Annotated in this window: 15 protein-coding genes; 11 read left to right on the top strand and 4 right to left on the bottom strand. The window is 59.5% G+C overall.

Features of this window, described 5'->3' with window-relative positions:
- The first annotated feature begins 6 nt into the window (after nucleotides 1-6).
- From ACYZT0_RS15430 to ACYZT0_RS15405, 6 genes are all read left to right on the top strand, one after another.
- The gene (locus ACYZT0_RS15430) at nucleotides 7-1,734 is read left to right on the top strand and encodes an autotransporter assembly complex protein TamA (protein ID WP_462041965.1); all 1,728 of its coding nucleotides are present in this window, start codon (nucleotides 7-9) and stop codon (nucleotides 1,732-1,734) included.
- A complete protein-coding gene (locus tag ACYZT0_RS15425) occupies nucleotides 1,731-5,405 on the top strand; it encodes a translocation/assembly module TamB domain-containing protein (protein ID WP_462041964.1) in 3,675 nt (1,224 codons plus the stop codon). The genes ACYZT0_RS15430 and ACYZT0_RS15425 overlap by 4 nt, the downstream gene beginning before the upstream one ends.
- Nucleotides 5,406-5,647: 242 nt before the next feature.
- A complete protein-coding gene (locus ACYZT0_RS15420; RefSeq protein ID WP_462041963.1) occupies nucleotides 5,648-6,121 on the top strand; it encodes a MarR family winged helix-turn-helix transcriptional regulator in 474 nt (157 codons plus the stop codon).
- Nucleotides 6,118-7,587, top strand: a complete 1,470-nt coding sequence (locus tag ACYZT0_RS15415) for an efflux transporter outer membrane subunit (RefSeq protein ID WP_462041962.1) — start codon at nucleotides 6,118-6,120, stop codon at nucleotides 7,585-7,587. Before ACYZT0_RS15420 ends, ACYZT0_RS15415 begins: the two co-directional genes overlap by 4 nt.
- A gap of 15 nt (nucleotides 7,588-7,602) precedes the next feature.
- Complete coding sequence (locus tag ACYZT0_RS15410; protein WP_462041961.1) at nucleotides 7,603-8,820, top strand: HlyD family secretion protein; 1,218 nt, start codon at nucleotides 7,603-7,605, stop codon at nucleotides 8,818-8,820.
- Between the two features lie 65 nt (nucleotides 8,821-8,885).
- Complete coding sequence (locus ACYZT0_RS15405; protein ID WP_462041960.1) at nucleotides 8,886-10,415, top strand: DHA2 family efflux MFS transporter permease subunit; 1,530 nt, start codon at nucleotides 8,886-8,888, stop codon at nucleotides 10,413-10,415.
- 107 nt (nucleotides 10,416-10,522) lie between these two features.
- On the opposite strand, the gene lpxH is transcribed toward ACYZT0_RS15405, so the two are convergent.
- A complete protein-coding gene (lpxH, locus tag ACYZT0_RS15400; protein ID WP_462041959.1) occupies nucleotides 10,523-11,266 on the bottom strand; it encodes a UDP-2,3-diacylglucosamine diphosphatase in 744 nt (247 codons plus the stop codon).
- Entirely contained in the window at nucleotides 11,263-11,766 is a 504-nt protein-coding gene (locus ACYZT0_RS15395; protein WP_462041958.1) for a peptidylprolyl isomerase, read from the bottom strand. The genes lpxH and ACYZT0_RS15395 overlap by 4 nt, the downstream gene beginning before the upstream one ends.
- Before the next feature lie 260 nt (nucleotides 11,767-12,026).
- On the opposite strand from ACYZT0_RS15395, the gene ACYZT0_RS15390 reads away from it, so the two are divergent.
- Both ACYZT0_RS15390 and cysS read left to right on the top strand, forming a co-directional pair.
- Entirely contained in the window at nucleotides 12,027-13,724 is a 1,698-nt protein-coding gene (locus tag ACYZT0_RS15390; protein WP_462041957.1) for a glutamine--tRNA ligase/YqeY domain fusion protein, read from the top strand.
- A gap of 21 nt (nucleotides 13,725-13,745) precedes the next feature.
- Nucleotides 13,746-15,128, top strand: a complete 1,383-nt coding sequence (gene cysS / locus ACYZT0_RS15385) for a cysteine--tRNA ligase (protein ID WP_462041956.1) — start codon at nucleotides 13,746-13,748, stop codon at nucleotides 15,126-15,128.
- Nucleotides 15,129-15,228: 100 nt separating this feature from the next.
- Here cysS and ACYZT0_RS15380 read toward each other — a convergent pair whose 3' ends face one another.
- Together ACYZT0_RS15380 and ACYZT0_RS15375 are read right to left on the bottom strand one after the other, a co-directional pair.
- On the bottom strand, nucleotides 15,229-16,398 hold the full coding sequence (locus tag ACYZT0_RS15380) for an IS4 family transposase (RefSeq protein ID WP_462041955.1): 1,170 nt from the start codon (nucleotides 16,396-16,398) through the stop codon (nucleotides 15,229-15,231).
- A gap of 217 nt (nucleotides 16,399-16,615) precedes the next feature.
- Nucleotides 16,616-18,448: a sigma-54-dependent Fis family transcriptional regulator gene (locus ACYZT0_RS15375; RefSeq protein ID WP_462041954.1), complete on the bottom strand. Its 1,833-nt coding sequence runs from the start codon at nucleotides 18,446-18,448 to the stop codon at nucleotides 16,616-16,618.
- Between the two features lie 273 nt (nucleotides 18,449-18,721).
- On the opposite strand from ACYZT0_RS15375, the gene ACYZT0_RS15370 reads away from it, so the two are divergent.
- Genes ACYZT0_RS15370 through ACYZT0_RS15360 form a run of 3 tightly spaced genes read left to right on the top strand, consistent with a single transcriptional unit; the run spans nucleotide 18,722 to nucleotide 21,776 of the window.
- Entirely contained in the window at nucleotides 18,722-19,816 is a 1,095-nt protein-coding gene (locus tag ACYZT0_RS15370; protein WP_461970117.1) for an ABC transporter ATP-binding protein, read from the top strand.
- Entirely contained in the window at nucleotides 19,816-20,913 is a 1,098-nt protein-coding gene (locus ACYZT0_RS15365) for an ABC transporter ATP-binding protein (protein ID WP_462041953.1), read from the top strand. Before ACYZT0_RS15370 ends, ACYZT0_RS15365 begins: the two co-directional genes overlap by 1 nt.
- On the top strand, nucleotides 20,910-21,776 hold the full coding sequence (locus ACYZT0_RS15360) for a carbohydrate ABC transporter permease (RefSeq protein WP_283180876.1): 867 nt from the start codon (nucleotides 20,910-20,912) through the stop codon (nucleotides 21,774-21,776). The genes ACYZT0_RS15365 and ACYZT0_RS15360 overlap by 4 nt, the downstream gene beginning before the upstream one ends.
- The last annotated feature ends 1 nt before the right edge of the window (nucleotide 21,777 follow it).

Genomic DNA, 21,777 nt, shown 5'->3' with positions numbered 1-21,777 from the left:
GCGCCTATGAAGTTTCCAGGAAGAATTACCAGCGGCGTGCTGATGCTGATCACCAGCTGCACGGCGCTGGCCCAAAGTGAATTGGATGTGCGGATCAAACCGTCCAACGATGAACTGAAAGCCAATATAGAGAGCTATATCGGCAGCCCCGGCGATCGTGATGAAGAGGCTTTGTTGCGCTTCAGTCGTGGCGCTGAAGAACAGGCACGCAAGGCCGCCCAGGCCTTGGGCTATTACCAGCCGCAGATCGACTCGCAGGTGAAGGGCGGCAAGACGCCTCGCCTGGTGCTGACTATTGATCCCGGCGAGCCGGTTCATTTGCGCAACGTCACTATTCGCATCGACGGCCCGGCCGCCTCCCTCAAATCCTTTCGTGTACCCAAAAGCAATGCGCTGAAAACCGGCGCAGTGCTCAACCATGGCCGTTACGAAGACGCCAAGCGCGTCATTCAGAACCAGGCTTCGCGCTACGGCTTTTTCAGCGGATATTTCACCCGCCAGAAATTGTCGGTCGACCCGCGAGCCGGCGTTGCCGACATTGAACTGATCTATAACAGCGGCCCGCGCTATTCACTGGGCAAGGTCAGTTTCGAGGGTGATACGCCGTTCGACGAAGACCTGCTGCAACGCATGGTGCCGTTCAAGGCCGGCGCGCCTTATGACTCCGAGCTGATCGCCGAACTCAATCAGGCCATGCAATCGAGCGGCTATTTCGACAGTGTGCGGGTGGATGCGGCGCCGACGGCGTCGAAGAACGATGTCATCCCGGTAGACGTCAAACTCGAAACCCGCAAACCACGGACCATGGGCCTGGGGCTGGGTTATTCCACCGACGTCGGCCCACGGGTCAAGGCCAACTGGACCCGGCACTGGGTCAACCCTCAGGGGCACAGCTATGGCTGGGAGACCGAAGTCTCGGCACCACGACAGAACGTCGGTGTGTTCTATGACATTCCACTGGACCCGCCGCTGACCGACAAACTGCGGTTCGCCGGTGGCTATCAGAACGAAGAAATCGCCGACAAGGATTCCCTCAGCAAACTGCTGACTGTCGGTCCCGAGTGGCACAGCAAGCTGCCCAGCGGTTGGCAGCGGGTGGTGTCGCTCAAATGGCAGCGCGAGGAATACAGGCTCGGCGACGACTCGGGGCTCAGCACGTTGCTGATGCCTGGCGTCAGCTATTCGTACCTGAAAAGCGACAACCGCATCGACCCGCACAACGGTTATCGCCTGGAATTGGAGACCAAAGTGGCCAAGGAAGGTGTGGGGTCGGACACCAATCTGGTCTACGGCACCGCGCTGGTGAAAGGCTTGACCACGGTCTTCGACAAGCACCGCTTCCTCGGGCGGGTGCAGGTCGGCGGTAGCGCCACCAACGGCTACCAATCGGTGCCGCCGTCGCTGCGCTTCTTCGCCGGTGGCGATCAGAGCGTGCGCGGCTACGACTACCAGAGCCTGTCCCCGGTAAACTCCGAGGGCGACCGCATCGGTGGCCGCTACATGATCGCCGGCAGCGTCGAGTATCAGTACTCCGTCGCCGAAAAATGGCGGGTCGCGACCTTTATCGACCAGGGCAACTCCTTCAATACCCTCGAACTGCCGAACCTCAAGACCGGTGTTGGTATCGGCGTGCGCTGGATCTCTCCGGTGGGGCCGATACGCCTCGACCTGGCCCATGCGATGGACGACGACGGCGGCATTCGACTGCACTTTTCCATGGGGCCTGAGCTGTGAGTCGTGGTTTGAAAATAACGCTGTCGGCGATTCTGGCGCTGTTGATGCTGGTCGTCCTGACCGTGGCCTCGGTGTTAGGTACGGCGACGGGCAGTCGCTGGGCGCTGGGGTTTGTGCCGGGTTTGACCGTGGACAATTTTCAGGGGCGTCTGGGCGGACAATGGAGTGCCGACCATTTGGTGTGGCAGCAGGACAGCAGCCGGGTTGAGCTGAGCAAGGCGATTTTCGCCTGGTCGCCGTTGTGCCTGACGCGTATGACCTTGTGCATCAAGCAATTGCAGGCCGATCAAGTCAGCCTGCAATTCCCGCCGGGCACTGAAGAAGAAAGCAGCGGCCCGATAAAGCTTCCGGATTTAAAGCTGCCGCTGGCGATTGAACTGGGTGACGTCAAGGTCGGTAGCCTGCTGTTCAACGGCAGTGAAGAACTCAAGGGTTTGCAACTGGCGGCGCACTGGACGGCCAAAGGCTTGCAGATCGACTCTGTTCATTTGCAAAGGGATGATCTGAGCCTGAATCTTTCAGGCCTGCTGCAACCCAGCGGCCACTGGCCGCTGACAGTCGAAGGCAAACTGACCCTGCCGGCGCCCGGCACCGAGCCTTGGACGCTGGCCCTGAAGGTTGACGGCGATCTGCTGAAAACCCTGAACCTGAACGCCGACAGCAGTGGTTACCTGAACGGCCAACTGACCGGTGAACTGCAACCGCTGGTGGAAAACCTGCCGGCAAAGGTGCGGATCACCGCTGACGGCTTCAAGCCCAGCGCCGATCTGCCGGACACCCTGCAACTTAATCAACTGGAACTCACCGGCGACGGCGACCTGAAAAACGGTTACCAGTTACTCGGCAAAGCCACATTGCCCGCAGAAATTGGCCCGGTCGCGTTGTTGCTGCAAGGCAAGGTCGACGCCAACGGCGCTCAGATCGCCGGGTTGGACCTCACGGCCAACGACAAGCAAAGCCTCAAAGTCACCGGCAACCTCGACTGGAGCAAAGGCCTGAGCGCTGAAGCGAAAATCGACTGGCTGGATTTCCCGTGGCATCGCCTCTATCCGCTGATCGACGAGCCAGAAGTGGCATTGCGCAGCTTCAATGGTGAAGTTTCCTACACCGACGGCCAATACCTCGGCAGCTTCAAAGCCGCACTCGACGGCCCGGCCGGGGCGTTCAGCCTGACCAGCCCGTTCAGCGGCGACCTGACGAAAATCTACCTGCAACAAATTCGACTCGAAGCCGGGCAGGGCAAGGCCGAAGGGCACCTGAACCTGCAATTTGCCGATGGCATTGCCTGGGACACTGCGCTGGACCTGTCGGCAATCAACCCGGCGTACTGGGTCGCGGAGTTGCCGGGCACGCTGGCCGGACCGTTGCGCAGCAAGGGCGAGATGAAGAGTGAAAAACTCAGCCTGACCGCCGACCTCGATCTCAAAGGCAAACTGCGCGGTCAACCGGCTGTTCTGCAAGCAAAAGCCGATGGCAGCGGTGAGCAATGGAACCTCAGCGCACTACAGATTCGCCTGGGCGACAACAGCATCAACGGCAAAGGCAGCCTGCAACAGAAGCTCGCCGGCCAGATCGATATCAAGCTGTCGCGCCTGGCCCAACTCTGGCCGCGACTGCGCGGTCAGCTCAATGGCCGCATCGATGTCGCCGGGACGCTCAAGGCGCCGCAAGGCAAGCTCGGGCTGCAAGGCACACAACTGGCGTTCGAAGACAATCGCCTGCAAAGCCTGAATCTGGATGCAACCCTCGACAGTGCGCAGCGCGCGAAAATCGATCTCAAGGGCAGTGGCATTCAGGCCAGTGATACGTCACTGGGGACGCTGACTGCCAGTGGCCAGGGCGATATCAAAAACCAGAAACTTGCCCTCGATCTGCAAGGGCCGAAGCTGAAACTTGCGCTCGGCCTCGATGGCAATCTGGATAAAGGCAATTGGCGTGGGCGGCTGGCCAGCGGTGATATCCAGGCCGGCGGTCAGGACTGGAAGCTGCAAGGTCCGGCGAAGCTTGAACGGTTGGCAGACGGCAAGGTCAATGTCGGCGCCCATTGCTGGACATCCGGCCCGGCCAGCCTGTGCGGTGAGGATCAGCGCCTGATGCCTGAGCCGAAGCTGCGTTATCACCTCAAACAATTCCCGATCGACAGCCTCGCGCAATGGTTGCCGAAAGATTTCGCCTGGAAGGGCCGCCTCAATGCCGACCTGCAACTGGACCTGCCGGCCAGCGGCCCGAACGGCCAGATCAGCGTCGATGCCAGCGGCGGCACGTTGCGCATCAAGGAGAAGGACCAGTGGCTGGACTTCCCCTACCAGACGCTGACACTCAACAGCAAACTCACGCCCAAGCGCATCGACACCGACCTCAACTTCGTCGGCGGCAAGCTCGGCGAACTCAGGGTCCAGGCGCAGATCAATCCGCTGCCGAACAACAAACCACTGGCCGGCTCGTTCCGCTTGAGTGGTCTGGACTTGTCCGTGGCGCGGCCGTTCGTGCCGATGGTCGAGAAACTGACCGGTCGTTTAAATGGCAGCGGCACGCTTGCAGGCACGCTGCTGGCGCCGCAGGTCAACGGCAATCTGCTGCTCAGCGACGGCGAGATTTCCGGGGCTGAACTGCCGATGGATCTCGAAGCGCTGCAACTTCAAGCCGTGATTGCGGGTGAAACCGTGCAGTTGAACGGCGGTTGGAAAAGCGGCAAGAGCGGGCAGGGCAGCCTGAATGGCAACATCGCCTGGGGTCAGGCGCTGGTGGTGGATCTGGCGCTCAAAGGCACGCAATTGCCAGTCACCGTCGAGCCGTACGCCAAGCTGGAAGTGGCGCCAGACCTGAAGATCTCGATGAAGGACGACAAACTGGCGATTGCCGGCAAGGTGCTGGTGCCAAAAGGCGAGATCACCGTGCGCGAGTTGCCGCCGTCGACGGTCAAGGTGTCCGATGACACGGTGATCGTCGGCCAGCAGACCGAAGCGGGCAAACCGCCGATGGCCATGGCGATGGACATCGATGTGGTGGTGGGGCAGGACAAGCTCAGCTTTGCCGGGTTTGGCCTGACCGCCAATCTGCAAGGTCATGTGCACATCGGCGACAACCTGGACACCCGCGGCGAACTCTGGCTCAACGATGGGCGATACCGTGCCTACGGTCAGCGGCTGACGGTGCGCCGTGCGCGGTTGCTGTTTGCCGGTCCCATTGATCAGCCGTATCTGGACATCGAAGCGATTCGCCAGACCGACGACGTGATCGCCGGCATTCGCCTGAGCGGCAGCGCCGAGCAGCCGACGACACAGATCTTCTCTGAGCCAGCCATGAGCCAGGAGCAGGCGTTGTCGTATCTGGTGCTGGGGCGCCCGCTGAGCACCAGCGGTGAGGACAACAATATGCTCGCCCAAGCCGCGCTGGGGCTGGGGTTGATGGGCAGCTCGGGGGTGACCAGCGGGTTGGCCAAGGACCTGGGTATTCAGGACTTCCAGCTCGACACCCAGGGCAGCGGCAACGCAACCAGCGTTGTGGCCAGCGGCAATATCTCCGAGAAGCTCAGCCTGCGTTATGGCGTTGGTGTGTTCGAACCGGCCAACACCATCGCCTTGCGTTACAAGCTGAGCAAGAAGGTCTACCTCGAAGCCGCCGGCGGCGTGGCCAGTTCGCTGGACATCTTCTACAAGCGGGACTTTTAGTCCTCTCACCCATGATCGTTCCCACGCTCTGCGTGGGAATGCAGCCCGGGACGCTCCGCGTCCCTTCCAAAGCCGAACGCAGAACGTCCGTTGAGGCATTCCTTTGCTGCGCGTGGGAACGATCGGTCGTGAGCCACTCATCACCTAAAGACAAAGCATCCTAACTATTACTTTGACATTCGCTGCCTAGGCAGTAATATCTCGACATACATTCACTGCCTAGGCAGCTAATCGGTGGTCAGATGAAACATTTCACCTCATACGATTTCCATAATTGCCATCTCGGCCTTTTGCTCGGGCGCGCTGCGCTGCTCAAGGACCGGATCATCGACACGCACATGGAACCCCACGGCATCACCGCCGCGCAGTTCAAAGTGCTGATCATCATGGCCCAGTTCGGCGTCGATACCCCGGCGGAGCTGTGCCGTCACCTGTCGCTGGACAGCGGTTCGATGACCCGCATGCTCGATCGTCTGGAACAGAAAGGTTTCCTCGCCCGCCAACGCTCCGAGGCGGACCGCCGGCAGGTTCAACTGGTGCTGACCAAAGAAGGCCAGAAGCTCGCCGACCGCCTGCCGCACATCGGCGCCGATGCGATGAATGAACTGGCAGGCGCGATCACCCCGGAAGAATTGAAAACCCTGGAACAGATCCTGAAGAAAATTTTGGTGGCAGCCGGTGACTCGATCACCCTGCTGCGGGTAGGTGACAAATGAGCAGTAAAACCTTGCGTGCCGGCCTGAGCCTGGTGTTGTTGGCCATGAGCCTCGCCGGCTGCGCCAGTTACAGCGGCCTGACCACCGAGGGCGTCAGCCTCGATGCGAAAAACCTCAAGGCCGGGCAATCGCTCAATGGCGTGACCCTCTCGCCCGCGGCCTGGCCGAAAAGTGACTGGTGGAAAAGCCTCGGTGACCCACAGCTCGACGGCTTGATCCGCGAAGCCCTGCACGACAGCCCTGACATGCAAATCGCCGATGCCCGTGCTCACCAGGCCAGCGCGGCCGCTTACGCCGCCGACGCTGCGCGGATGCCAACCCTAGATGCCAGCGCTGGCGTCAGCCGTTCGCGTCTGGCCCGCGATCAGGACCCGAGTGGGCAGGGTGGTACTTATTCCACCGTGCGCAACATCGGCGCCAGTTTCAATTACAACTTCGATCTCTGGGGCGGTCAGCGTGATACCTGGGAAGCCGCACTGGGCCAGGCTCGTGCTGCCGAAGTCGATCAACAAGCCGCTCAGCTGACCTTGTCCGCCGACGTGGCTCGTGCCTACAGCGATCTGGGTCAGGCGCACATCGTCTATGACCTGGCCAGTGAAGACCTCAAGCGCACCCGGCAAATGCTCGATCTGAGCCAGCGTCGCCTGAGTTCCGGGATCGACAGTCAATACCAGTTCCAGCAGACCGAAAGCCTTGAAGCTACGTCCGAAGCGAGCCTGATCGACGCCGAAAAACGCCTGCAAAGCGCAAAAATCGCGTTGGCCGTATTGCTCGGTAAAGGCCCGGATCGCGGCAATGAAATCGCCCGGCCGAAAATCCTTCAGGCCAGCGCCGTCGCGTTGCCCTCGGTGCTGCCGGCCGAGCTGTTGGGTCGGCGTCCAGACCTGGTGGCCGCCCGTTGGCGGGTTGAGGCGGCGAGCAAGAACATCGACGCCGGCAAAACCCAGTTCTATCCAAACTTGAACCTTAGCGCTGCGGCCGGTGCCGAATCATTGCTGGGCGACGCGATGTTCGGTTCGGCCAGTCGCTTCTTCAACATTGCGCCGACGATCTCTGTGCCGATCTTCGACGGTGGCCGCCTGCGTGCCGACCTCGATTCCCGCGACGCCGATTACGACCTCGCCGTGGCGCAGTACAACAAAAGCCTGGTGAAAGCGCTGGGTGATGTCAGCGACGCCATCAACCAGTTGCGCGACATCGGCCGGCAGATCGGCGCTCAGCAGCACGCCACCGACATTGCCCAGGATTCTTACAACACCGTGGTCCAGCGTTACGGTTCCGGCATCGGCAACTACCTGGACGTGCTCAGCATCGAGCAGCAATTGCTCCAGGCCCAGCGTCAGCTGGCCAACCTGAATGCCGAGCAGATCGACCTGTCGATCCAACTGATGCAGGCGCTGGGCGGTGGCTTCCAGGGCGAAACCCTGGCCGCCGCCAAAGTAACCCCAGCCACGCAGACCCACTAATTCAAGGTATTTGTCATGGCCACTGCCGATACAACTCCTGCTCCAACTAATAAAGCGTCTGACAACGCTCAAGACACGAGCAACCCGCGCAAACGCAAAGTCATGCTGGTGGTGTTGGCGATCGTGGTGATCCTCGCCGGTGTCGGCGTCTGGGGTTATCACGAATTCTACGGGCGCTGGAACGAAAGCACCGACGACGCCTATGTGAATGGCAACGTGGTGGAAATCACTCCGTTGGTCACCGGCACCGTGGTCAGCATCGGTGCCGACGATGGCGATCTGGTGCACGAAGGCCAGGTGCTGATCAACTTCGACCCGAACGACGCCCAAGTCGGTCTGCAAAGTGCCCAGGCCAACCTGGCCCGCACCGTACGCCAGGTTCGCGGCTTGTACAGCAACGTCGACGGCATGAAAGCCCAGGTCAACGCCCAGCAGGCCGAAGTGCAAAAAGCTCAGGACAACTTCAATCGCCGGAAAAACCTCGCCGCTGGCGGCGCGATTTCTCAGGAAGAACTGTCCCACGCTCGCGATGACCTGACCTCGGCGCAAAACGCCCTGGCCAACGCCAGACAACAGCTGAAAACCACCAGCGCGTTGGTGGATGACACCGTGGTTTCGTCGCACCCGGACGTGATGTCCGCTGCCGCGCAATTGCGTCAGGCCTACTTGAACAACTCCCGCAGCACCTTGATCGCGCCGGTCACCGGTTATGTCGCCAAACGCTCCGTACAACTGGGCCAACGCGTCCAGCCGGGTACGGCGCTGATGGCGGTCATTGCGCTGGATCAGTTGTGGATCGACGCCAACTTCAAGGAAACCCAACTGCGTGACATGCGCATCGGTCAACCGGTGGACATCGAGGCCGACCTCTACGGCAGCGACGTGAAATACAGCGGCACCATCGACAGCCTCGGCGCCGGTACCGGCAGCGCGTTTGCCTTGCTGCCAGCGCAGAACGCGACCGGTAACTGGATCAAGATCGTCCAGCGCGTGCCAGTGCGGATTCACATCAACGCCGAAGAACTGGCCAAGCACCCGTTGCGGGTGGGCCTGTCGACTCAGGTTGATGTGAACCTGCGCGACCAGAGCGGTCCGGTGCTGGCGCAACAGTCGCCGCAGAAAGCCTCGTTCAGCACCAACGTTTATGACCGTCAGTTGGCCGAGGCCGACGCGATGATCACTCAGTTGATCCACGACAACAGCGCTGCGGTCAGCAAAACCGCTCAACGCTGATTCGCCAATCCCTCAGCGGCGCCCGTTAAAAGGCGCCGCGCCAGCCCAGTTTCAAAGGATTTGCGATGAGCAATAACGCGTCTTTCACGCCGCCAAGCCTAGTGCTCAGCACCATCGGCCTGTCGCTGGCGACCTTCATGCAGGTGCTCGACACCACCATCGCCAACGTGGCGCTGCCGACGATTTCCGGCAACCTGGGCGTGAGTTCGGAGCAGGGCACCTGGGTGATTACCTCATTCGCGGTGAGTAACGCCATCGCGTTGCCCCTGACCGGTTGGCTCAGCCGGCGCTTCGGTGAGGTGAAGCTGTTTCTCTGGGCGACCATTCTGTTCGTGGTGGCTTCGTTTTTGTGCGGCATCTCGACCTCGATGCCTGAGCTGATTGGCTTCCGGGTGCTGCAAGGTCTGGTGGCAGGTCCGTTGTACCCGATGACCCAGACGCTGCTGATCGCAGTCTATCCGCCGGCCAGGCGCGGCATGGCCCTGGCGTTGCTGGCGATGGTCACGGTGGTCGCACCGATTGCAGGCCCCATCCTCGGCGGCTGGATCACCGACAGTTACAGCTGGCCGTGGATCTTCTTCATCAACGTACCGATCGGTATTTTCGCGGTGATGGTGGTGCGTTCGCAGCTCAAGGCGCGGCCGGTGGAAACCAGTTACCAGCCGATGGATTACGTCGGTTTGATCACGCTGATCATTGGCGTCGGCGCCTTGCAGGTGATCCTCGACAAGGGCAACGACCTCGATTGGTTCGAGTCGAACTTCATCCTCATTGGCGCGGCCATTTCCGTGATTGCGCTGGCTGTGTTCGTGATCTGGGAAATGACCGACAAACACCCGGTGGTCAACCTGCGGCTGTTCGCTTACCGCAACTTCCGCATCGGCACCATCGTGTTGGTGCTGGGTTACGCCGGGTTCTTCGGGATCAACCTGATCCTGCCGCAATGGCTGCAAACCCAGATGGGTTACACGGCGACCTGGGCGGGGCTGGCGGTGGCGCCGATCGGGATCCTGCCGGTGCTGATGTCGCCGTTTGTCGGCAAGTACGCGCACAAGTTCGATCTGCGGCTGCTGGCTGGGCTGGCGTTTCTGGCGATTGGGTTGAGTTGCTTCATGCGCGCCGGGTTTACCAATGAAGTGGACTTCCAGCACATCGCGCTGGTGCAGTTGTTCATGGGGATTGGTGTGGCGCTGTTCTTCATGCCGACCTTGAGCATTTTGATGTCGGATCTACCGCCGAGCCAAATCGCCGACGGCGCGGGCCTGGCGACGTTCCTGCGGACCTTGGGCGGCAGTTTTGCGGCGTCATTGACGACGTGGATCTGGATTCGCCGGGCGGATCAGCATCATGCGTATTTGAGTGAAAGCATTACGACCTATGAACCGGCGACTCGGGATGCGTTGAACAGTCTGGGCGGGGCGGGCAATCCAGCGTATGCGCAGCTGGATCATGTGCTGACCAGTCAGGCGTACATGCTGTCGACCGTGGATTACTTCACGTTGCTGGGGTGGGGGTTTATGGGGTTGATCTTGCTGGTGTGGCTGGCGAAACCGCCGTTTGCGGCGAAGGCGGGGCCTGCTACCTCCGGCCATTAAGCGAATCCGTGTAGGAGCGAGGCTTGCCCGCGAAGGCGTCGTATCATTCAACATTGATGTCGACTGATACGACGCCTTCGCGGGCAAGCCTCGCTCCTACAGGGATCTCATTCAACGGTCAGGCGCGGGTTTCCAAAATCAAACGGCGCCAGCGCAAACCCATTCTCATCCACCTGCAACGCCCACCCCTGACGATCCCAATCCCCCAACACAATCCGCTTGGCCGCCTGCTCGCCAATCTGCAATTTGTGAATGGCCGGGCGATGGGTATGCCCATGGATCAAGGTCTTCACGCCAAAGGTCTGCATGATCCGCGGCACTTCTTCCGGTGTGACATCAACAATGTCATTGGCCTTCATCCGCGTCTGCGCACGGCTTTCACTGCGCAGCTTGCGCGCCAGTTTATGGCGAGTCCGCAAGGGCAAGTGCCGCAGGATGAACAGGGTGATGGGGTTACGCAGATAACGACGCAGCTTCATGTAAGCCTCGTCGCGGGTGCACAGGCTGTCGCCATGCATCAACAGGACCGGCTCACCGTAAAACTGCACGACACTCGGGTCCTTCAACAACGTACAGCCGGCCTGTTTACAGAAGGCCTGGCCGAGCATGAAGTCGCGATTGCCGTGCATCAGAAAAATGGCCGTGCCGCTGTCGCTGAGTTCGCGCAGGGCCTGGCAGATGGAACGCTGAAAGGGCGTCATGGCATCGTCGCCAATCCACGCCTCGAAAAAATCGCCCAGAATGTACAGCGCACTCGCCGAGCGGGCGCGTCCGGCGAGCAAATCCAGAAACGCCCGGGTGATGTCCGGGCGCTCCTCTTCCAGATGTAAGTCTGAAATCAGCAGTATCACTCAATGATCTCGGCTTTCTCGATGATCACGTCTTCTGCCGGTACGTCCTGGTGGCCAGATTTCATGGTGGTGGAAACACCTTTGATCTTGTCGACGACGTCGGTGCCTGCAACGACTTTAGCAAATACCGCGTAGCCCCAGCCCTGAGCGGTCTTGGCGCTGTGGTTCAGGAAGCTGTTGTCAGCCACGTTGATGAAGAACTGGGCGGAAGCCGAATGCGGTTCCATGGTGCGAGCCATGGCCACGGTGTACTTCTCGTTCGGCAGGCCGTTGTCGGCTTCGTTCTGGATGCTTGGGCGCTTGTCTTTCTTTTCTTTCATGCCTGGCTCGAAACCGCCGCCCTGGATCATGAAGTTACCGATGACACGGTGGAAAACGGTGTTTTCGTAGTGGCCGGCTTTAACGTATTCGATGAAGTTGGCAACGGTAACCGGTGCCTTTTCAGCGTTCAGTTCCAGGACGATGTCGCCATGGTTGGTGGTCAGTTTGACTTGGGTCATGATCGGTACTCTTTATATGAATTCGTGGGTTTCGGGGCGTTACAGCCCTCAACCGGTCTGGCCAGCAACAGCCAAGGTGCGCAGTTTAGCGTGCCGGGCGCGAATTTCGAGGCTGTTTTTCATTTGCATCCGATTAAATGCAGCCGTTTTTTGGCCTGCTCTGTCAGCGGCTTGACAGCATCGGCTATGATAAGCCCCTTTGATTTAACAGCCGCTTTGATTTGGCCAACTGGCCGCGCACTTGTACGTTCAAGGATCCTATGAGCAAGCCCACTGTCGACCCTACCTCGAATTCCAAGACTGGCCCTGCCGTGCCGGTCAATTTCCTGCGCCCGATCATCCAGGCGGACCTGGACTCGGGTAAGCACACGCAGATCGTCACCCGTTTCCCGCCTGAGCCCAACGGCTATCTGCATATCGGTCACGCCAAGTCGATTTGCGTGAACTTCGGTCTGGCCCAGGAATTTGGCGGCGTCACGCACCTGCGTTTCGACGACACCAACCCGGCCAAGGAAGACCAGGAATACATCGACGCGATCGAAAGTGACGTCAAATGGCTGGGCTTCGAATGGTCCGGTGAAGTGCGCTACGCCTCGCAGTATTTCGACCAGTTGCATGACTGGGCCGTTGAACTGATCAAGGCCGGCAAGGCCTACGTCGACGACCTGAGCCCCGAACAGGCCAAGGAATACCGCGGCAGCCTGACCGAGCCGGGCAAGAACAGCCCGTTCCGCGACCGCTCCGTGGAAGAGAACCTCGACTGGTTCGCCCGTATGAAGGCCGGCGAATTCAAGGATGGCGCACGCGTGCTGCGGGCCAGGATCGACATGGCCTCGCCGAACATGAACCTGCGCGACCCGATCATGTATCGCATCCGTCACGCTCACCACCACCAGACCGGTGACAAGTGGTGCATCTACCCGAACTACGACTTCACCCACGGTCAGTCGGACGCCATCGAAGGCATCACTCACTCGATCTGCACGCTGGAGTTCGAAAGCCACCGTCCGCTGTACGAGTGGTTTCTCGAGAACCTGCCCGTGCCGGCGCAACCGCGTCAGTACGAGTTCTCGCGCCTGAACCTGAACTACACGATCACCAGCAAGCGCAAGCTCAAGCAACTGGTCGATGAAAAGCACGTTCACGGTTGGGACGATCCGCGCATGTCCACGCTGTCCGGCTTCCGCCGCCGTGGTTACACGCCGAAATCGATCCGCAACTTCTGCGACATGATCGGCACCAACCGTTCCGACGGCGTGGTCGACTTCGGCATGCTGGAATTCAGCATCCGTGACGACCTCGACCACAGCGCCCCGCGTGCCATGTGCGTGCTGCGCCCGCTGAAAGTCGTGATCACCAACTACCCGGAAGGCCAGGTCGAGAACCTCGAATTGGCGTGCCACCCGAAAGAAGACATGGGCGTGCGCGTTCTGCCGTTCGCCCGTGAGATCTACATCGATCGTGAAGACTTCATGGAAGAGCCGCCAAAAGGCTACAAACGCCTGGAGCCGAACGGCGAAGTGCGCCTGCGCGGCAGCTACGTGATCCGTGCGGACGAAGCGATCAAGGACGCCGATGGCAACATCGTCGAACTGCGTTGCTCGTATGACCCGGACACCCTGGGCAAGAACCCTGAAGGCCGCAAGGTCAAGGGCGTCGTGCACTGGGTGCCGGCCGCTGCCAGCGTCGAGTGCGAAGTGCGTCTGTACGATCGCCTGTTCCGTTCGGCCAACCCTGAGAAGGCTGAAGACAGCGCCAGTTTCCTGGACAACATCAACCCTGACTCGCTGCAAGTCCTCACCGGTTGTCGTGCCGAGCCTTCGTTGGGCAATGCACAGCCGGAAGACCGTTTCCAGTTCGAGCGCGAAGGTTACTTCTGCGCGGATATCAAGGACTCGAAACCAGGTTCTCCGGTCTTCAACCGTACCGTGACCCTGCGCGATTCGTGGGGCCAGTGATTCAGCGTTAAGGAGCACTCAGTGCTTACGATCTACAACACGCTCACCAAGAGCAAAGAAGTATTCAAGCCGCTGGATGGCAACAATGTGCGCATGTACGTCTGCGGGATGACCGTGTACGACTACTGCCACATTGGCCACGGCCGCAGCATGGTCGCGTTTGACCTGGTGACCCGCTGGTTGCGGTTCAGCGGTTACAACCTGACCTACGTGCGCAACATCACCGACATCGAAGACAAGATCATTAATCGGGCCAAGGAGAACGGCGAGCCGTTCGACGTGCTGACCGAGCGCATGATCACCGCGATGCACGAGGACGAGGCGCGCCTCAACATCCTCAAGCCGGATATGGAACCGCGGGCCACCGATCATATCCCTGGCATGCTGAGCATGATCCAGACGTTGATCGACAAGGGTTACGCCTACGCACCGGGCAATGGCGACGTGTATTACCGCGTCGCCAAGTTCATGGGCTACGGCAAGCTGTCGCGCAAAAAAATTGAAGACCTGCGCATCGGCGCGCGCATCGAAGTCGACGAGTCGAAACAGGATCCGCTGGACTTCGTGCTGTGGAAAGCCACCAAGCCGGGCGAGCCGAGCTGGGAATCGCCGTGGGGCGCCGGGCGTCCGGGTTGGCACATCGAGTGCTCGGTGATGTCCACCTGCTGCCTCGGCGAGACGTTCGATATTCATGGCGGCGGCAGCGACCTCGAATTCCCGCACCATGAAAACGAAATCGCCCAGAGCGAAGCGGCGACCGGCAAGACCTACGCCAACGCGTGGATGCATTGCGGCATGATTCGCATCAATGGCGAGAAGATGTCCAAGTCCTTGAACAACTTCTTCACCATTCGCGACGTGCTTGAAAAGTACCACCCGGAAGTCGTGCGTTACCTGCTGGTGTCGAGCCACTACCGCAGCGCAATCAACTACTCGGAAGACAACCTCAAGGACGCCAAAGGGGCACTCGAGCGTTTCTACCACGCGTTGAAAGGCCTGCCAAACGTGGCGCCGGCAGGTGGTGAGGCATTCGTCGAGCGTTTCACTCAGGTGATGAACGACGATTTCGGTACGCCGGAAGCCTGCGCGGTGCTGTTCGAGATGGTTCGCGAGATCAACCGTTTGCGTGAGAGCGATCTCAATGCAGCGGCCGGTCTGGCGGCGCGTTTGAAAGAACTGGCCAGCGTGCTGGGTGTGTTGCAGCTTGAAGCGGATGACTTCCTGCAGGCCGGTGCCGAAGGGCGGGTTGATGCGGCTGAGGTAGATGCGCTGATTGCTGCGCGTCTGGCGGCTCGTGCCGGTAAAGACTGGGCAGAATCGGACCGCATTCGCGACCAGCTCACCGCCATGGGCGTGGTGCTGGAAGACGGGAAGGGTGGAACGACTTGGCGTCTGGCTGACTGATTGCTGTGTTTGCTGCAAAACAAAACCCGCCTTGTGCGGGTTTTTGTTTGCCCACTGATCGTTCCCACGCTCCGCGTCACTAGTGTCCGGTAAACATGCTTCATAGCTGAAGGCTGCCTTGGGCAGCCTTCAACTTTTCTCGCTCCTGCCTTCGTCGATCCCTCAATACTGGGGTTCCGGGCCGTTCAAACAGGACATGAACTATGCGAACCGTCAGTTCGAACAACGAGCCGGTAAATCCTGAGCGACGATGGAGTATTTGCAGTAACAGATAGCTGATCAAGGCACTGTAAATCTGCAAACGCACCGCATTTTCGGAGTAGGCATAAAAGCGTTTGAGCTTCAGATGTTGTTTGATCCACTTGAAAAATAGCTCGATCTGCCAACGATCTTTGTACAAGGACGCGATTTCTTCAGCTGTCCTCGTGAAGTCGTTGGTCACCAGAACTAACGGCGTCGCATGCCCCTCGCGCTCAACCACGACGCGTCTTACCGACTTTTCCCAATAGTCGTTCAGGCGTTTGCCGGCCAAATGCTTTTTGCCAAACTGGACGACTTCATCGGTCATGACCGAGCTTTGCTCAGTCACGGTCGAGTGCTCATGCAGCACTTTGATATTGGCGTTTTTCTTCAGGCGGGTGACGAAAAAAGCACCTTTGGTCTGCAACTCGTGCCACCAGTTGTAATCGCAGTAGCCCTTGTCGAAAACATACGTCATGCCGGTCTGGATCGGCATTTCCAGTGCATCGCTCAGGTCGTTGACGTTGGCAGGCGTAATGTTCACGTACACCGGGGCCAGCTGCGCCAGATCCAGTCCGACATGCACTTTGAGGCCTTGGGTGATGCGGGTTTTCGTCGCGGCTGTCCAGCCATCGAAGTGAGGTCCGCGCAAGGTGATCGACGTGGAGTCAATCAGGCTAACCATGGCCCCGACCTCCTTGCGCTGCTGGCGGCTGACGGCGCTCATCAGGTACCCACAAAGGTCCTGTAATGGCCGGTAGTCACGCTTGTTCAAGGCATCGGACATTGTCGAGCGGGCAATAGGGCCGGCATTAAGATGGTAGCTATGCGGGCCGAAATTTTCGGAGATAGTCGCCAAGGATCGCAGGCTTGAGGCTCGGGTCAAATGGCCGCTGATCAGTGTCACCAGCAATTGCCAGGTCGTGCAGCGTTTAACGTAGCGATCAGCTTGGTGTGTTTCGATGGATTGCTGGAAAAACTGGCGCGGGATCGCACTGAGTAGTTGGCTTAAACGGGTGCTGGAAAACATAAGTCAAAATCGAGTCTGAAAAAACCGATTATGCCTCACAGCCGCCAACAGCAAGGGGGAGCAAGCTCCCCCCTCGTTTTTTACCGGACACTAGTGACGCTCCGCGTGGGAATGCCTCAATGGACGCTCCGCGTCCGCTTCGGCATGGGACGCGGAGCGTCCCGGGCTGCATTCCCACGCGGAGCGTGGGAACGATCAGTCAGCTGCGGCTCGCTCGTCACTCGGCCTGGCGCAACCGTTTATAAAGAGTATTTCGGCTAACCCCAAGCCGCCGCGCCAGGTGCGAAATATTCCCCCCAGCCGCCTGCAACTGCCGATTCAAATCCTCTGCATCATTGAGGTCGACGGTCAGTGGCTCTGGCGTATCCACGGGTTCCATCTCCATATCCACAAAAAAATCATCCGGCAAATGCTCCGGCCGCACTGGTTGTTCCTCGGCCATGGCCAGCGCCACCTGCATCACACTGCTGACCTGGCGCAGATTCCCCGGCCACGGATGGCGGCTGAACAACTCCATCACCTCATGGCTCAATCCAGCCCACTGGCTCGGCTCACGGTGTTGCTCCCACAAGCGCTTGAACAGTGCTTGTTTATCGCTGCGTTCCCTTAGCGGCGGTAACTCCAGCGTCAAACCTCCAATCCGGTAATAGAGATCTTCACGAAACCGCCCGAGCTGAACCTGCTCGCGCAATGAGCGGTTGGTAGCCGAGATGATGCGAATATCCACTGGGAACAACTCGCTACTGCCCACCGGTTGCACACAACGCTCCTGCAACACTCGCAGCAGTCGAGCCTGAGTCGGCAACGGCATATCACCGATTTCATCAAGGAACAGAGTGCCTTTGTCAGCCTTGCGGATCAGCCCGATGCTGCCTTTCTGGCTGGCGCCGGTGAACGCGCCTTTCTCGTAGCCAAACAGCTCGGATTCCACCAGTTCGGCGGGGATGGCTGCACAGTTGACAGCAATGAATGGTTTTTTGCTTCGAGAGCTGGCCTGATGCAGGGCTTTGACGAAGACCTCCTTGCCGACCCCGGTTTCGCCGTGGATCAACAACGGAATGTCTTTTTCCAGCAAGCGCTCGGCCTGGCGCACGGCTTTTTCCACGCGGCTGTCACCGAAATGCAGGGTATTGAGGTTGATCGCTGCCGGTGCCGCCACCGTGGGTTCGGCAAACACTCTCGCCTGAATTGCGGCCTGTTTCGGCCGCTTCAACAGGCACTGGAAGCGGTTGCGCCCCGAGGTTTGCAAGGCGAAGGGCAGGCCGTCCGGCTGGTTCAGCAGTTCCAGCAGCGAGACCTTGAACAGGCTTTCGACGCTGACCCGCGACAGGCTGATGCCCAGCAGATTGTCGGCCCGGCGGTTAGCCGACAGCACCTGGCCAGTCTCGTCGAAAATCAGCAGCCCGGCCCATTGGCTGTCGAGGTTGTTCAGCCCAGTGTTGAAGGTCAGCTGGAAATGCTGACCATGGAACAGGTTGAGGATCAGCCGGTTTTCCACGGTCTGACTCATCATCTTGACCATGCCGAGGGTGTGGGACGGCGGCAGGTAGCTGTCGCTGGACACATCCAGCACTGCGATCACCTTGCGCTCGGCATTGAAAATCGGCGCGGCGGAACCGGTCATGAAACGGTTGGCCTTGAGGAAATGTTCATCGTGCTCGATGTGCACCGCCTGCTCGCAGGCCAGCGCGGTGCCGATCGCATTGGTGCCGCTGCACCGTTCCATCCAGCTGGCGCCGGCGCTGAAACCGCGGGTCAGGCTCGGCTCGATAAAACGCTGAGTGCCCCAGGACGTCAGCACCTGACCCTGATTGTCGGCGAGCATGATCAGGCAGTTGGAGTTGCTCAGGATGTTCTCGTAATACGGCAGCACTTCCTGATGGGTGGTTTGTACCAGTGAGTGCTGACTCTCCAGCAATTGCGCGATGCCCTCGGCCGGCAGTTGGTCGAACGCCGGGGCGCTCTGATGATTGAGACCGAACGCGCGGCAGCGGGACCAGGAGTCCTGGATGATGGCGTCGTGGGAGAGCGGCGAGGCGGGTACGACCATGGCAGTCGATCTCTGAAAATGCTTTGTTGTTTTTGTTATGCGCTCGTCTTTGCGAGCCAAAAGCATCCGTAGAGTGTTGTTCACTATTGTTCATTGTCAACGGTTGGATTGTTCAATTGTTCAGCCGCGGTTGTTCATTTCTGTTCAGCAACGAATGCGGTTGCTACTCCATTTGAAGGATTTTCAAGTTGGATCAAAGGCTTGCAATTTCTGGCACGAATGTCGCTCTATCGCTTCGGTCGCTTGACTCCAAATAATAAAAAAGGCCGAGCCATGTCATTAACCCTGGAGCACGTCAGCCGTACCGTCGAGGGCCAGACCTGGATCGACGATGCGTGCCTTAGTTTCGAAGCCGGATCCTTTAACGTTTTGCTCGGGCGCACGCTCTCCGGCAAAACCAGTCTCATGCGCCTGATGGCCGGTCTGGACAAGCCCGACAGCGGTCGCATCCTGATGAACGGGGTCGACGTCACCCAGCGCCCGGTGCGTTTGCGCAACGTGTCGATGGTCTATCAGCAGTTCATCAACTACCCGACCATGACGGTGTTCGAGAACATCGCCTCGCCGTTGCGCCAAGGCGGAGTGTCCAATGAGCTGATCCAGAGCAAAGTGCTGGAAACTGCGAAGATGTTGCGCATCGAGAAATTCCTCCAGCGCCATCCCCTCGAACTTTCCGGTGGTCAGCAACAGCGCACGGCGATGGCCCGGGCGCTGGTCAAGGACGCCGAGCTGATCCTGTTCGACGAGCCGCTGGTGAACCTCGACTACAAACTGCGCGAAGAACTGCGTCAGGAAATGCGCGAGCTGTTCAAGGCTCACCACACCATCGCCATCTACGCCACCACCGAACCCAACGAAGCCCTGGCCCTGGGCGGTACCACCACCATTCTTCACGAAGGTCGGGTGATTCAGAGTGGCAAGTCTTCCGAGGTTTATCACCAGCCGCAAACCGTACTGGCGGCGGAGCTGTTCTCCGAGCCGCCGATCAACCTGATGCCGGGGCGTATCGCCGGCAACGAAGTCAGTTTCGCCAATTTCGTGCACTTCCCGCTGAACGTCGATCTGCGGCCGGTGGGCGAGGGCGAGTTCCGCTTTGGCGTGCGGCCCAGCCATATTTCGCTGGTGCCGAGCAACGACGATGATCTGGAGCTGGCGGTGACCGTCGAGGTGGCCGAGATCAGCGGTTCGGAAACCTTCCTCCATGTGCGCAACGAGCATTTTTTGTTGGTGCTGCACCTGCCGGGCGTCCACGAATACGACGTCGATGCGCCAATTCGCATCTATATCCCGACCCATAAATTGTTTGTGTTCGATAGGCAGGGGCAGCTGGTCCAGGCGCCCGGTCGCCGTATCGCGAGGGTTGCCTGATGGCCGAAATACGTTTGCAACACCTCGCGCACAGTTACACCCGCACGCCGAGCGGCCCCGAGGATTACGCGATTCGCGAGATGGATCACGTCTGGGAGCAGGGCGGTGCCTATGCCTTGCTCGGGCCATCGGGCTGCGGCAAGTCGACCTTGCTCAACATCATTTCCGGATTGCTCAGTCCGTCCCAGGGGCAGGTGCTGTTCGACAACAAAGTGGTCAACGACCTGACCCCGGAGAAGCGCAACATCGCTCAGGTTTTCCAGTTTCCGGTGGTCTACGACACCATGACGGTGTTCGACAACCTGGCTTTTCCGCTGCGCAATCAGGGCATGGCCGAGGCGAAAATTCACAGCAAGGTGCAGGAAATCGCCGAAGTCCTCGACCTCCAGGCGTTGCTGAGCAAGAAGGCGCGCAACCTCACGGCGGATGAAAAGCAGAAAGTCTCCATGGGCCGTGGGTTGGTGCGCGATGACGTCTCGGCGATCCTGTTCGATGAACCGCTGACGGTGATCGACCCACACCTGAAGTGGAAGCTGCGGCGCAAGCTCAAGCAGATCCACGAGCAGTTCAACATCACCATGGTCTACGTCACCCACGATCAACTCGAAGCTTCGACCTTCGCCGACAAGATTGCCGTGATGTATGGCGGGCAGATTGTGCAATTCGGTACGCCGCGAGAACTGTTCGAGCGACCGAGTCACACCTTTGTCGGCTATTTCATCGGCAGTCCGGGGATGAACCTGATCGACGTTCAGCCGCAACCAGGCGGTGTCGGTTTTGCGTCGACCCATTTACCGCTGTCGGACGCCCAACAGCAACGCGTCGCCGAATCCGAGTGGCACACCCTGAAGGTCGGTATCCGTCCGGAGTTCATCCATGTGTGGGACGAACCCTTTGATGACGCGATGCAGGCTCAGGTCGTACACGTCGAAGACCTCGGGACCTACAAGATCATGACCCTGAACCTCGACGGCGCGCCGCTGAAAGTGCGCCTGGCCGAAGACAAGCCAGTGCCTGAAGGAACCGCCTACATCAGCTTCCCGGCCCAGTGGTTGATGGTGTATGCCGACGATTACCTGCTGGAGACGCAGCCATGAACAAGGTGCAGAACAACAAGGCCTGGTGGTTGGTGTTGCCGGTGTTTTTGCTGGTGGCGTTCAGTGCGGTGATCCCGATGATGACCGTGGTCAACTACTCGGTGCAGGACATCTTCGACCAGTCCAGCCGCTACTTTGTCGGCGCCGACTGGTACCGGCAAGTGCTGCTCGATCCGCGCCTGCATGACTCGTTGCTGCGCCAGTTCATCTACTCGGGCTGTGTGTTGCTGATCGAAATTCCGCTGGGTATCGCCATCGCCCTGACCATGCCGACCAAGGGCCGCTGGTCGTCGCTGGTGCTGATCATTCTGGCAATTCCATTGCTGATTCCGTGGAACGTGGTCGGCACCATTTGGCAGATCTTTGGCCGGGCCGACATTGGTTTACTCGGCGCAAGCCTCAAGGCCATGGGCCTTAACTACAACTACGCGGCCAACACCATGGACGCTTGGGTCACGGTGCTGGTGATGGACGTCTGGCACTGGACGTCGTTGGTGGCGCTGTTGTGTTTCTCCGGTCTGCGGGCGATTCCAGACGTCTATTACCAGGCAGCACGGATTGATCGCGCGTCGGCCTGGGCAGTTTTCCGACATATCCAGTTGCCCAAGCTCAAGAGCGTGTTGCTGATCGCGGTGATGCTGCGGTTCATGGACAGTTTCATGATCTACACCGAGCCATTCGTGTTGACCGGTGGCGGGCCGGGTAATGCCACGACCTTCCTCAGTCAGACCCTGACGCAGATGGCGATCGGGCAGTTCGACCTCGGCCCGGCGGCGGCTTTCTCGCTGGTGTACTTCCTGATCATCCTGTTGGTGTCCTGGCTGTTCTACACCGCCATGACTCACTCTGACGCCAACCGCTGAG

Source organism: Pseudomonas sp. ZS1P83 (genome assembly GCF_054897825.1).
Note: the sequence above shows the minus strand (reverse complement) of the source record. Positions and strands in the feature narration are given on the sequence as shown.